The organism is Rummeliibacillus pycnus (assembly GCF_050459865.1).
In the GTDB taxonomy this organism is placed as follows: domain Bacteria; phylum Bacillota; class Bacilli; order Bacillales_A; family Planococcaceae; genus Rummeliibacillus; species Rummeliibacillus pycnus_B.
In genome coordinates this window covers 1-13,881 of sequence record NZ_JBCMNM010000065.1, presented here as the reverse complement: position 1 = coordinate 13,881, position 13,881 = coordinate 1, and the positions used below count along the sequence as shown (strand labels likewise).

Here is a 13,881-nt window from a genome sequence, read left to right as displayed (position 1 = left end):
GCTAATTCCACATCATGTAGAAAACAGATTAATACTATTAATATCTGTATTTAAACGCTTTTTTCAGCACAAACATTTCCTGTAGGACTATGAATAACCGCACTGAATTAACATGGCACGAAGGAATCGCGAATGCATTTTCGAGAAGTCGCAGTCGAAAGCGTTGCAATGACCAAAATTGGCTATTATTAATTGTTCGCGTATTTTATATGAATTTTGCAGATTCGAGTGAAAATCTCATGAATGATTAATTTGAAAGAAAATCAAAGAAATTAATATAGATTTTCAGAATATGAAAGTTTAGTGTTGAACGAAAATGAGAACTAGTAAATATTCATTATTTTTGTCGAATGTTTTATTTTTTGTTTTAGTGGAAAAGATATAATGAATCATGATAGACTTGAGAGGTACGTACATCTTTATATATAAAGGAGTTTTCTAATATGTCTAAAAACTATGCTTCATATATTGATCATACATTATTGAAACCAGAAGCAACTGAAGAACAAATTATTACGCTTTGTGCAGAAGCAAAAGAATTTGATTTTGCTTCAGTTTGTGTAAATCCTACATGGGTAAGTGTTGCAGCAACAGAATTAAAAGGTGCTATTTCAAAAGTTTGTACAGTAATCGGGTTCCCATTAGGGGCATCTACTAGTGCTACAAAAGCATTTGAAACAAAAGATGCAATTGCTAATGGTGCTGATGAAATTGATATGGTGATCAATATCGGTGCTTTAAAAAGCGGTCAATTTGATGTAGTTGAAAGTGATATAAAAGCTGTAGTAGATGCAGCAAATGGCACTTTAGTAAAAGTCATTATCGAAACTTGCCTACTAACAGACGAAGAAAAAGTAAAAGCTTGTGAATTGTCTGTTGCAGCTGGCGCAGATTTTGTAAAAACTTCTACTGGTTTTTCTACTGGTGGTGCAACTGCAGAAGACGTAGCATTAATGCGTAAAACAGTTGGTCCTAAAATTGGCGTAAAAGCATCTGGCGGTGTCAGAAGTTTAGAAGATTTAGAAGCAATGGTAGCTGCAGGAGCTACACGTATTGGTGCAAGCTCTGGTGTTAAAATTATGCAAGGCCAAAGTTCAAAAACAGACTATTAATTCGCCCAATAGTATTGACCTAAACCTAGTAATAAGTTATAATTCTTTAGTACACAACGTTATTACGTTATTTCGTATTGTTGTGCTTTGACGTGTGTTCGGAGGGAGGGAAAGAGAGATGTCAAAAACTGTCGTTAGAAAAAACGAATCGCTTGAAGATGCTCTTCGCCGCTTCAAACGTACTGTTTCTAAAAGTGGTACAATTCAAGAGGTAAGAAAACGCGAATTTTATGAAAAACCTAGCGTAAAACGCAAAAAGAAATCAGAAGCTGCACGTAAACGTAAGTGGTAATTTAAATTCCTAGACAATCCCTACGTTCTAAACACGCACTATCATGATTTATTTAACACTCGCAAATGATCTAAGCCGAGAAATCTTAATTGATTTCTCGGCTTATTTGTTATGTTATAAATTAGGGCAGTATTTGAAAAACGGTTCCGAATATTTCAAAATAAAATGATAAAAAATTAGGGAGCAGTTCAGCTGATAGCATTTAATGTCACATAATGGGATGTTCTAACAAGCCTTACCAAGCACTTTATGTTTTAATATACATATAGAAAAAAATAACCATGAAGGTGATTCCATGCAATATCTATGGACAGCTTTACAGCTAATCTTAATAGGAATTTTAATCTATTTTGTTAGTGGACGTCTTATCGGAACAAAGCTAAATTTTATTAAAAAAGTGCTTTCGGCTACGTTCAGTGTCGTTTTTACTACATTTATTTATTGGTATTCCTATTTAAGATATACCGATTTTCCAAAACAAGATATGATCCATGAAGTAACGAATATTGGTACACTTGTATGGATTGGTAGTATGTTACTTATTACGATGCTGTTTTATTTAATTTTGGAGCTTTTTGACCCAATCAAATTAGGAGAACGTGGAGAAAGACTAACTGGAAATGGAAATATTATTTTAAGAGTACGTGGAACTTGGAGACGCCAAAGACGCCTTACTCAAGTTTTCAGAATAGCCTTTAAGCAAGGTGTAGGGCGTACATTAAAGTACAAAAGATCGTATGAAAATGATCGATACTTAGCCATAACACTTCGTAATACGTTAGAAGAGTGCGGTGGAATCTTTATCAAATTCGGACAAGTTCTCTCAACTAGGAAAGATAGATTACCATCTGCTTTTATCGAAGAGCTTTCAAAATTACAGCAAAATGTCAAGACGATGACCGCTGACCAATTACATTCACAATTAGCAAAAGGACTTAACAAACCACTTGAAGAGGTGTTCAAGCGGTTTGATGAAAAACCTTTGGCAGCGGGGTCAATTGGTCAAGTGCATAAAGCTTTGTTAAAGGAAACAGGAGAAGAAGTAATTGTCAAACTATTAAGACCAGACGTGACAGAAGTGATGAATCAAGATTTAGATATTCTTTTACACTTTTCAGAATGGCTTGTTGAAGAATCTTCTTGGGCAGAAAATTTAGGCTTGCATCATTTAGCTACGGGATTTGCGAATAGTCTTCGAGAAGAGATTAATTTTGAAATTGAAGCAAGAAATATGGAACAAGTAACAAATGCATTACGCAACGAGAAGAAAAATAGTGTCAAAATTCCAAGAGTCTACAAAGAATATAGCAATCGAATGATTTTAGTTATTGAGTTTATCCATGGTGTCAGTATACGTGATAGTAAATTATTGCTAAGACAACATGGTATTAAGGAACAGGATTTATTGAGCTCAATTTATGATACTTTCTTACAAGAATTGCTCATCACAGGAGTTTTTCATGCGGATCCTCATCCAGGAAATATCTATATACTTGAACGAACTGGACAAGCATGCTTTTTAGATTTCGGAGCGGTAGGAAGACTAGGTCCTATTCAACAACAAGGGCTTCGTACATTATTTATAGGCATTGAAAGAAATGACCCTAGGATTGTACTAGAAGGGCTTAAACATTTAGTGCAAGATGGGGAAATTCATGAAGAGGAAAATCTCTTACAAGCCATTAGTCAATTGCTAATCCAACTATCTTATTTGGATAAAATTTCAGCTGAAGAGTTAGTACAATGTCTATTTTCGATTATTCAAAAATTTGAGTTGCATCTTTATCCAATGGTAGGCGTTGCTTTACGGGCTCTAATTACGTTAGAAGGTACATTAAATGTTCTAGACACTGATTATGACCTGTTCTATGAAGCAAAACGTTTTACTGCAAAAAATAAAAAAGATTTTTTACCAGTATCTAGTATAAGAGATGTCAAAGAGCTGTTAGAACAAGAACTGGTTATGCTCATTCCAACTTTACAAGATTTACCTCGTCGTTTCGAAAGTATGGTAGAGGCTATTGAAAAAGGAAAAGTTACAGTTAAATTAGATGTATTTTCAGAAAAAGCTAGTAGTTCATTTGTGAATAGTTGGTTATCTCTTTTTATGTTGTTGTTTGTGGGGATTACCATTGGCGTTATTTCAGTTTCTTTATTAGCCATTTCGCAATTTATCAATTCTGCTTCTGCAATCTATTTAAATACCGCTTCATTCTTAGGTCTATTCCTTAGTGCAGTCATCCTTGTTCGCCTTTCAATTCACGCAATTAGGAGTTCCAAAAAAGCATAACTGAAAATAAATGAAACTTATATCATCATCATTCGTATGTTAAAGTGATGAGATTTATTGGATGAAGGGAGGGGGAGGAATATTATTTGATGCGAAAAATAAATATAATAATAATTGCCATATTATTTGTATTATGTATTGCAGTCTCAAGTAATCCAATATTTGTCCATGCTGCCGTTATTGATACTAAGCAAACTAGTGATTGGTTGTTATGTATGACAAGCCCATTTGCTGTAACTCTTTTACTTTGCATGGCAAGTATTGGTATTGTCTTACAAGTATTTTCGCCACATTTTGGTTTCGGTGGCATCTTGAGTATTTTAGCACTATCATTTTTTTACATGACTCATATGATAGCAGGATATGCAACTTGGCAAGGTATACTTTTACTAGTCTTAGGTGTCTTGTTACTGCTTTTAGAGTTGATTGTGCCAGGCGGAATATTGGGTATTATGGGATTTGCAGCAATTATTGTGAGTTTACTAAGTTCAGGGACAGATACGATGCATATGGCTTATGCAATTTTGACAGCCTTAATCGTGGCTGTCTTAGGAATGGTGATTATGATGAAATTTTTTGGGAAAAAGTTAAATATCTTCAACAAAATGGTTTTAAACGATTCAACCGATACTGAGAAAGGCTATGTATCAAATAAAAATCGGGTAGAGTTATTAGGGCAGGAAGCGATTACAACGACTCCTCTCCGTCCTTCAGGTACAGCAATGCTTGGAGAAGAGCGAATTGATGTGGTAACAGAAGGTGGCTATATCGATGCCCATAAAAAGGTAACAATTATTAAAGTAGAAGGCGTTCGTATAGTTGTACGAGAGTCTCATAACGTTTAGGGGGATAAAAATGGTTTTAACAAGTAGTTTAATTGCTACAATTATCGGAATTGTAGTCGTATTTTTAGCACTTGTAGTATTATTTACGTTTGTACCAGTTGCACTTTGGATTTCTGCATTAGCAGCGGGTGTTAAAGTAAGTATTTTCACGTTAGTGGGGATGCGTTTACGTCGAGTAATTCCTTCACGTATCGTCAATCCTTTAATCAAAGCTCATAAAGCAGGTCTTCCTGTAACAATTAACCAATTTGAAAGCCATTATCTTGCAGGAGGTAATGTCGATCGTGTTGTGAATGCACTGATCGCAGCTCACCGCGCCAATATTTCGCTAACATTTGAGCGTTGTGCTGCAATTGATTTGGCTGGACGTGACGTGTTACAAGCAGTACAAATGTCAGTAAATCCAAAAGTTATCGAAACGCCATTTATCGCAGGTGTTGCGATGAATGGTATTGAAGTAAAAGCAAAAGCGCGTATTACAGTTCGCGCTAATATTGATCGCTTAGTCGGCGGTGCTGGTGAAGAAACAATCGTTGCCCGTGTTGGTGAAGGGATTGTAAGTACAATTGGTAGTTCGAAAAGTCATACAGATGTACTTGAAAACCCAGATTCTATCTCTCAAACAGTATTGTCAAAGGGCTTAGACTCAGGTACTGCGTTTGAAATACTATCAATTGATATTGCAGACGTTGATGTTGGTAAAAACATTGGTGCGGAATTACAAATCGAGCAAGCGCAAGCAGATAAAAACATTGCTCAGGCGAAAGCGGAAGAACGTCGTGCTATGGCAGTTGCATCTGAACAAGAAATGATTGCTAGAGTACAAGAAATGAAAGCAAAAGTGGTTGAAGCAGAAGCAGAAGTTCCAATGGCTATGGCTGAAGCACTTCGCACTGGGAATATCGGAATTATGGATTATATGAACTACAAAAATATTCAAGCAGATACAGGAATGCGTGATTCCATTGGTAAGATGAATCAAAATGGTGATACAAATAATAAAACACATGAATAATAATGTAGTAAATGATGAAAGGTGGTTATTTTTGTGGAAGCGATTATTATCATAATCATCTCTTCAATTATAGGTTATTTCTTAAAAAACAAAGATGAAAAAGCTTCGAAAACACCTCCACCAATAAATCGTCAACCGCAACGTGTAGGACCTAAGAAATTAGAGCAAACGATGCGTAAAATGGAAGAATATACAAAAACGGTGTTTCAGGATATTGAGAAAAAAATACCTGAATCTGATGAATTAAAAAAGAAGGCAACTCAATTAGCCAAATTGGAGCAGCCAGTTGAACAAGAAATGGTTGAACGTATTGAGAGAAAACCATCTAAACGAAATTCAATCCCTCAAACATCAGCAAAAATAACTGTTTCGCAAAAAGGTAACACGGACTCAGCCGGATTTCATTTTCCAAAAAATCCAGAAGAATTGGCACAAGCATTTGTAATGGCTGAAATTTTAGGTCCACCCAAATCAAAAAGATAACACATGCCCCTCTCTCTTGAAGCATATGCTAAAAAGAGAGGGGGTTTTTTATGTCGAAAAGGCTGTTACGAGTGATGCCTCTGATCGAAATTGAAAACTTCCAGCAAATTAGAATCAGAGGAGATTTAATGCTTGAAACGATTTCAGACCACCACATGATTTTTTTGCATGAAGATTACCGCATTAAAATTGAAGCAGATTCCTTTTATGTAAAACTTCTTCGAGATGAATTGTTGGCACTTGACATGACCAATTTAAAAAAAATTGAGCTTACCAGAATAGAGGATTAGGATGTATGAAAAAAAGTCGAGAATATCGTATTGTTCGAATTCGTATCAAACGAACTAAAAGACTTCCAGCTTTTTTGACCGCTCTGACAAAATCCAAGATCGTATTGCGTAACCTTACAACAACCGAAAACGAAGTGACATTCCACACGGTTCGAAAACATCTACCGACCATTCGGAGTTTACGTTATCAATATGGTGTATCTTTTCGTATTGAATCATTAGATGATGATCAAGTATTACGTAAAGAGTGGATTGTCTACGCAGGATTAGCAATCTTACTTGCCATTCCTTTTCTATTTTCCCAATGGATATGGCAAGTATCTATTGATAATGCAACACCAGAACAATCTGAGCAATTATCAGCAACGTTACAAGAAATGCACTTGGCAGGACCATTTATGAAAAAGGATAAACCTGATGATTCTTTAATACGGCAATATATTTTATCAAAACATCGAGATTTATCTTGGGTTCATATCCATCGAAGAGGAAGTAAGTTGATTTTTGAGCCCTTAGCAGCACCAAAAATTGAAAACGAAGTAACGAACGATACTGTAAAAGGTAATTTAATTGCAAATAAAAGCGGAGTAATTACACATTTTAATTTAGAAAAGGGAGAACGTGTTGTAGATGAAAATGATGCAGTTAAAGATGGTGATTTATTAGTATCAGGTGTTTTGAAGCGTGGAGAAGAAGATATTGTCTATGGTGCAGAGGGAGAAGTATACGCGGACTACTGGATTGAATCAGATTTTTCAATGCCTAAGAAAATCACCTACCAGACCATGGGAGAAAAAACATATCATTTCCGTTGGGCAAATGAAAAGAAAAGTGAAAATGAATGGAAAGTTGTGAAATTACCAAATTGGTTTTCAGCAATAGGTGAGGTATACTTACAACAAGAATTAATTGAAAAAAATGTAATCCTCGACGATAAATCAATAGAAGATATTGTTATCCCACTTTTGCATCAAAAATATGTAAAGGAATTGCCACCAAAAACCGTAGTAAAGCGTGAAAAACTTTTGAATGTTACAATTGATAATGATACAGTTAGAGGGAAAGTATTGTTTTTAGTAAATGAAAATATTGCAATTAAACAAGCGATTAACTAAGGAGAGCTGGCATGACAGAACAACAACCTATACAATTACAAGTGCAAGATCCAAATGAAGCAGTCATGCTTCTAGGCATTTCTGATGCCAATTTAAAATTAATCGAAGAAGCTTTCCAAATTCAAATGATTACTCGTGGCGATTCTATTGTCATTGTTGGTGAAGAAGACAATAAACAGCAAGCAAGTTTATTAGTACAACAATTGCTAAAGGTAATCCGTAAAGGCATTAACATTAATCAACGTGATGTTGTGTCAGCACTGGAAATGTCTAAAAATGGTACAGTTGAATATTTTTCTGAGCTTTATGATGAAGTGATTGCACGTAATACAAAAGGAAAAATAATCCGTGCAAAAACAATTGGGCAAAGACAATATATTCAAGCCATTCGACATAAAGATTTGGTTTTTTGCATTGGACCTGCTGGAACAGGGAAAACGTATTTGGCTGTAGTCATGGCTACACAAGCTTTGAAAAATGGTCAAGTTAAACGGATTATTTTAACTAGACCAGCAGTTGAAGCAGGTGAAAGCCTAGGTTTCTTACCTGGGGATTTAAAAGAAAAGGTTGATCCTTATTTAAGACCGTTATATGATGCGCTACATGATGTCTTAGGAGCAGAACAAACAGCACGTATGATTGAACGTGGAACAATTGAAATTGCCCCTCTTGCATATATGCGTGGACGTACGTTAGATGATGCTTTTGTTATATTAGACGAAGCACAAAATACGACAGAAGCTCAGATGAAAATGTTTTTAACACGTCTAGGATTTGGCTCTAAAATGGTTATAACTGGTGATAAAACACAAGTTGACTTACCTAAAGGTGCAAAATCAGGTCTAATAAGTGCTGAAAATACGCTACGTAATGTAAAAGATATTGAATTCAGAATGTTGGAACAAGCAGATGTTGTAAGACATCCACTTGTTGCGAAAATTATTCAAGCTTACGAAGAAGAAACAGAAAATAAATAATATGAAATCAGAGGTGCAATATTTTGTACTTCTGATTTTTTTTGCTATATAAGCTTGGCCGGGACTCAATCTAACTCTGAGTAACGCCAATCACCTATTGCCAAATTATAGAAAAATAAAATAAAATTACTATTTAATACTAAATAATTATGGAAAATAATCTGACACTTGGTATGATAATAGGAGACAGGAGGTGGCGTAGTGATTAATTTCATTAAAACACTACACCAATATGTACGTTTTCCTTTACTTTTAGCAAGTCTATTAGCCATTACAGGTATTATTCAATTTTTCCTAATGATACGGGATATTGAAGGAGAACACTATGATATTAAACTATTTCAATTATCACCTGAAACAATCCGATCTGTAAAAACAGTAGAAGATACAGAAAGAACGGAAGAAGATAGAAACCGAGTCGCGAACGAAGTAGATCCTGTCTACTCATTTTCTCCAGATATCGGAAAAAATCAAGCGGCCATCATTAAATCTACATTCGATTACATAATTGAAGTCAAAGAAACTATAAAAGATGTTAAGAAAAAATCAAATAAGGATCTAAAGGCAGAACAGATTAAGAGTTTGAGAGAGAAACTAGATGAGATTGATACGAATGGACAAACTATCCGATTTACAACTCAAGAACTTTCATTATTATTATCACAAGATGAGCAAGATCTCATTGCAACTCGGGATGCATTAACATCGATTGTATCTAAAAAGTTATCTGAACCAATTCGTCAAGAACATGTTGTTGATGCTAAAGCAAGTGTAGAAAAATCGGTTCGAGATAGTTTTACAATACCGGATAATCTTCGTTCAATTGCTATAACAATAGCGAGAAATTCAATCGTAGAAACCGAAAAGAAAGATAATAAACTAACGAAAGAAAGAATAGAGCAAGAAAAGGCAAATGTTGATCCAACTCGAATTTTACAAGGTCAAATTATTGTTCAAGAGGGACAATTAATTGATCGCGACGTTTACCACCAACTTGAAATAACGGGTATGCTATCTAATAAAAAATCGATTAAGCCAATAGTAGGTTTAGGGCTGTTTATCTTATTACAAATGACTTTCTTTTATGCAGCATTTTATAATTGGAAGGAAGATACAAAACTAAAAACACGTAATTTAATCATCACCATAATCATTTATCTTCCGGCAATTATTGTAATGGAGTTATTAGATTTAGTATCAGGTGAGTTTGATGTCATGATCGGATTTTTATTCCCAGCAGCAATTGTACCGATGCTTATAAGAGTATTAGTCAATGAACGTATTGCCATACTTACAACGATTATGACTGCTGCGGTTGGTGGAATCGTATTCCAAGAAGGTTATTCATCAGTTATTCAGATGGAAGTATCTTTGTATATTATATTCAGCGGATTCGCTAGTATCTATTTCATGAGAAATGCTGATAGAAGATCCAGTGTCATGACGACTAGTCTAAATGTTTCGGTAGTTAATACTGCTTTTATTGCATTTTATCTACTGCTTTCGCAATCTAACTATGGTGCAAAAGAATTGGTTTACTATTTCATTGCGGCCATTGTTTCTGCCATTTTATCAGGGGCATTAACGCTCGGTTTATTACCATTTATTGAATCAGCATTTGGAATGTTATCAACATACCGCTTAATCGAGCTATCAAATCCGAATCATCCATTATTAAAGAAAATATTAGTGGAGACACCTGGCACTTATCATCATAGTGTTATGGTAGCGAATTTAGCAGATGCAGCTTGCGAAGCAATTGGGGCAGATGGTTTACTTGCTCGTGTTGGATGTTATTATCATGATATTGGTAAAACAAGAAGATCTGGCTTTTTCATAGAAAATCAAATGTCAGGAATCAATCCTCATGACCAATTGCCACCTAAGACAAGCAGAGATATTATTATTGCACATGCTGAAGATGGTGCTAAAATATTAGAGCAACATAAAATGCCAAAAGAAATTGTAGATATTGCAAGACAACATCATGGTACAAGTTTAGTGAAATTCTTTTACTATAAAGAGAAGGAAACGAACCCGGATGTGGAAGAATCATCATTTCGTTATGCTGGACCGAAGCCACAAACGAAAGAAATTGCTATAATAAGTGTAGCAGATAGCGTTGAAGCAGCTGTTCGCTCGATGAAGAACCCAACATCAGAGAGTATTCAGCAGCTTGTTCACAATATCGTACAAGACAAATTGCAGGATGGACAGTTTGATGAATGTGATCTTTCTTTCCGAGAACTAAAAACAGTAGAACATGTTTTTTGTGAAACATTAAATGGAATCTTCCATTCACGTATCGAATATCCGAAGCCAAAATAAGCCTAGGAGGCACATTATGAGTTTAAATATTGATTTTTTAGATGAAACAGGAAAAGTAAAGGAATCTGATATTGCATTAGTTGAAAATCTTTTACAACATGCGGCTAAAGTAGAAAATATTGAAGATGGTACTGAAATCTCCATTACCTTTGTAACTAATGAAGAAATCCACAAAATTAATCTTGAGTACCGTCACAAAGATGCACCAACAGATGTCATCTCTTTTGCGCTTGAAGAAGTTGGAGAAGGAGAAACACCGATCATAGCTGAAGGAATGCCTCGTATTTTAGGGGATGTCATTATTTCAATTGATCGTACAAGAGAACAAGCGGAAGAATATGGCCATTCATTTGACCGTGAACTTGGCTTCCTTGCAGTACATGGTTTCCTTCATGTACTTGGCTATGATCATATGGTTCCAGAAGATGAAAAAGTAATGTTCGGGAAACAAGATGAGATTTTAGAATCTTATGGATTAACTCGTGATCATAATGGACGTGCGTAAGTTTTTCCGTTCTTTTAAATACGCCATTGAAGGCATTAGACAAGTCATGGCCGAACAAAATTTTCGCTTTGATTTAATGGTGGCCTTCATTGTTATTGTTGCTGGTGCATTTACAGGGTTATCTAAAATCGAGTGGATGATTCTCGTCATGGTTATCACAATCATGCTGTCACTTGAAATGATTAATACAGCAATTGAACGAGTTGTCGATTTAGCTTCTCCTGAAAAACACCCATTAGCAAAAGCTGCTAAGGATATCTCAGCAGGGGCTGTGTTTGTTTTTGCATGCGCAAGTGTTATAATCGGTATACTTATCTTTTTACCAAAATGGATAAATTTATGGATTTGAGGTGTATGAAATGGAAAAAGAACAGTTAATGGACCTTGCAAGAGAAGGTCGAGAAAAAGCATATGTGCCTTATTCTAAATTTAAAGTTGGAGCAGCATTATTAACGGCTGATGGTAAAGTATATAAAGGATGTAATATTGAAAACTCTGGTTATTCGATGACGAACTGTGCAGAGCGTACAGCGATGTTCAAGGCCGTTTCTGAAGGTGAAAGAGATTTTGCAGCCATCGCAATCGTTGCAGATACAGAAGGTCCATGTTCACCATGTGGCGCATGCCGACAAGTTATTTCAGAATTTTGTGCACCGAATATGCCAGTATACTTAACAAATATGAAAGGTGACGTAAAAGAAACAACTGTAGCAGAGTTGTTACCAGGCGCCTTTTCACCGGAGGATTTAATGAATGCAGGAAAATAAAGGTTTTAAATCAGGTTTCGTCACAATTGTTGGACGTCCAAATGTAGGGAAATCCACTTTTTTAAATAATGTAATTGGTCAAAAAATTGCTATTATGAGTGACAAACCACAAACAACTCGAAACAAAGTTCAAGGTGTTTACACAACGAACGATTCACAAATGATTTTCATCGACACACCGGGAATTCATAAACCCAAACATAAACTTGGAGAATTCATGCTAAAAGTATCAAAAAATGCTTTACGTGAAGTAGAAGCTATTATGTTCATGGTCAATGCTACACAAAAACTTGGTGCAGGTGACAAATTTGTAATGGAAATGCTAGAAGGCACGAAAACACCTGTCTTTTTAGTAGTAAATAAAATTGATGCAGTTCACCCTGATGAGTTATTTGAAATTATCGAATCATATAAAGCTGAATTTGATTTTGCAGAAATCATTCCAATTTCAGCACTACAAGGTAACAATGTACAACATTTACTTGATACATTGAAAAAATATTTACCAGAAGGTCCCCAATATTACCCTGCAGATCAAGTAACAGATCACCCAGAAAGATTTATCATTGCTGAGTTAATTCGTGAAAAAGTGCTTCACTTAACACGCGATGAAGTGCCGCACTCAATTGCAGTTGAAATTGAAAAAATTGCAAAAGATGAAAACAAAGATTTAGTACGAATCAATGCATCTATCATTGTTGAACGTGATTCACAAAAAGGGATTGTCATTGGAAAACGTGGTGCTTTGTTAAAAGAAATCGGTACTCGAGCTCGTAAGGACATTGAAACATTACTTGGCAGTAAAGTGTATTTAGAACTTTGGGTAAAAGTCCAAAAAGATTGGCGTGACCGTGCATCACAACTCCGTGATTACGGATACCGTGATGATGAATATTAAAAAATAGGAAGTGAAGACAATTGCTGAATAAATGGGAAGGCATTGTCTTAAAAACACGACCATATGGTGAGACAAATAAAGTAGTCATACTTATGACAAGAGAGGTTGGCAAAGTTGCAGCAATGGCTAGAGGTGCTAAAAAGCCTTCTAGTCGTTTAGCGGCAATTAGCCAACCCTTTGTACATGGTACCTTTATGATTCAACAAGGTCGTGGCATGGGGACATTGCAACAAGGGGAACCTTTGGAATCCATGCGCCATATTCAGGAAGACATTGTAGCAACAGCTTATGCTAGCTATGTTGTTGAAATTGTGGATCGTTTAGTAGAATCAGAGAAACCAGACCCCTATGCATTTGATGTACTATCTCAGGGACTTCATGCGATAGAAGAGGGCTATGATCCAGAAGCCATTGCTATGTTCGTAGAGTGGAAGATGCTCCCTTATACTGGAGTTCAACCGATTTTACATGCTTGTGCAAGCTGCGGAGCAGTGGAAGGCGAATTTGCTTTTTCATTTACACAAGGTGGATTCTTATGCCATCGATGCTTCCATCAAGATCCCTATCTCATTCGCCTAACACCAACACAATTGAAGCTCATTCGTATGTTTTATAACGTACCAATTGATCAAATTGGGAAACTTACATTAAAAAAAGAAACAAAAGGTTTTATACGCAAAATCGTAACAACAATTTACGAAGAACAAACCGGCATGCGTTTTAAAAGTCGTACGTTTATAGAGCAATTGGAAAGAACGCCATTGTTATTTGATGCACATTTTGAAAAGAAAGATATTGATAATAAAGATAAAGAAATCCAAGCAAATGATGAAGAATAATCATTCATTGCTTGGATTTTATTTATATTGGATATAACGAAGTTAAAATATAAAATTTGAGGGTGAAAAGTGATTAAATACAAATATTAATAGTATTAATATGGGTTGCTGCATGATGTGGAATT

General features: G+C 35.5%; 15 protein-coding genes. All 15 read left to right on the top strand.

The window, feature by feature from the left end:
- The first annotated feature begins 443 nt into the window (after window positions 1-443).
- The gene (gene deoC / locus ABE048_RS13675) at window positions 444-1,112 is read left to right on the top strand and encodes a deoxyribose-phosphate aldolase (RefSeq protein ID WP_430311815.1); all 669 of its coding nucleotides are present in this window, start codon (window positions 444-446) and stop codon (window positions 1,110-1,112) included.
- 118 nt (window positions 1,113-1,230) lie between these two features.
- Window positions 1,231-1,404 carry a 30S ribosomal protein S21 gene (gene rpsU, locus ABE048_RS13670; RefSeq protein WP_004227078.1) on the top strand — a complete coding sequence of 58 codons (174 nt, stop codon included), beginning with the start codon at window positions 1,231-1,233 and terminating at the stop codon, window positions 1,402-1,404.
- A gap of 295 nt (window positions 1,405-1,699) precedes the next feature.
- Window positions 1,700-3,694 carry an ABC1 kinase family protein gene (locus ABE048_RS13665; protein ID WP_430311814.1) on the top strand — a complete coding sequence of 665 codons (1,995 nt, stop codon included), beginning with the start codon at window positions 1,700-1,702 and terminating at the stop codon, window positions 3,692-3,694.
- 89 nt (window positions 3,695-3,783) lie between these two features.
- On the top strand, window positions 3,784-4,539 hold the full coding sequence (locus ABE048_RS13660) for an NfeD family protein (protein WP_430311813.1): 756 nt from the start codon (window positions 3,784-3,786) through the stop codon (window positions 4,537-4,539).
- 10 nt (window positions 4,540-4,549) lie between these two features.
- Window positions 4,550-5,554 carry a flotillin-like protein FloA gene (gene floA / locus ABE048_RS13655; RefSeq protein ID WP_430311812.1) on the top strand — a complete coding sequence of 335 codons (1,005 nt, stop codon included), beginning with the start codon at window positions 4,550-4,552 and terminating at the stop codon, window positions 5,552-5,554.
- A gap of 33 nt (window positions 5,555-5,587) precedes the next feature.
- Window positions 5,588-6,037 (top strand): hypothetical protein, encoded by a 450-nt coding sequence (locus ABE048_RS13650; RefSeq protein ID WP_430311811.1) that lies wholly within the window; start codon window positions 5,588-5,590, stop codon window positions 6,035-6,037.
- A gap of 50 nt (window positions 6,038-6,087) precedes the next feature.
- On the top strand, window positions 6,088-6,327 hold the full coding sequence (locus ABE048_RS13645) for a hypothetical protein (RefSeq protein ID WP_430311810.1): 240 nt from the start codon (window positions 6,088-6,090) through the stop codon (window positions 6,325-6,327).
- 5 nt (window positions 6,328-6,332) lie between these two features.
- The gene (locus ABE048_RS13640) at window positions 6,333-7,442 is read left to right on the top strand and encodes a sporulation protein YqfD (protein WP_430311809.1); all 1,110 of its coding nucleotides are present in this window, start codon (window positions 6,333-6,335) and stop codon (window positions 7,440-7,442) included.
- Window positions 7,443-7,453: 11 nt separating this feature from the next.
- Window positions 7,454-8,419, top strand: a complete 966-nt coding sequence (locus tag ABE048_RS13635; RefSeq protein ID WP_430311808.1) for a PhoH family protein — start codon at window positions 7,454-7,456, stop codon at window positions 8,417-8,419.
- Between the two features lie 201 nt (window positions 8,420-8,620).
- Window positions 8,621-10,747 (top strand): HD family phosphohydrolase, encoded by a 2,127-nt coding sequence (locus ABE048_RS13630; RefSeq protein WP_430311807.1) that lies wholly within the window; start codon window positions 8,621-8,623, stop codon window positions 10,745-10,747.
- 16 nt (window positions 10,748-10,763) lie between these two features.
- Complete coding sequence (ybeY, locus tag ABE048_RS13625; RefSeq protein WP_430311806.1) at window positions 10,764-11,252, top strand: rRNA maturation RNase YbeY; 489 nt, start codon at window positions 10,764-10,766, stop codon at window positions 11,250-11,252.
- Window positions 11,239-11,601 (top strand): diacylglycerol kinase family protein, encoded by a 363-nt coding sequence (locus tag ABE048_RS13620; protein WP_430311805.1) that lies wholly within the window; start codon window positions 11,239-11,241, stop codon window positions 11,599-11,601. Before ybeY ends, ABE048_RS13620 begins: the two co-directional genes overlap by 14 nt.
- 10 nt (window positions 11,602-11,611) lie before the next feature.
- A complete protein-coding gene (locus ABE048_RS13615) occupies window positions 11,612-12,019 on the top strand; it encodes a cytidine deaminase (protein ID WP_430311804.1) in 408 nt (135 codons plus the stop codon).
- Window positions 12,006-12,917, top strand: a complete 912-nt coding sequence (gene era, locus ABE048_RS13610) for a GTPase Era (RefSeq protein ID WP_430311803.1) — start codon at window positions 12,006-12,008, stop codon at window positions 12,915-12,917. The genes ABE048_RS13615 and era overlap by 14 nt, the downstream gene beginning before the upstream one ends.
- Window positions 12,918-12,937: 20 nt before the next feature.
- A complete protein-coding gene (gene recO, locus ABE048_RS13605; protein WP_430311802.1) occupies window positions 12,938-13,756 on the top strand; it encodes a DNA repair protein RecO in 819 nt (272 codons plus the stop codon).
- Window positions 13,757-13,881 lie beyond the last annotated feature (125 nt).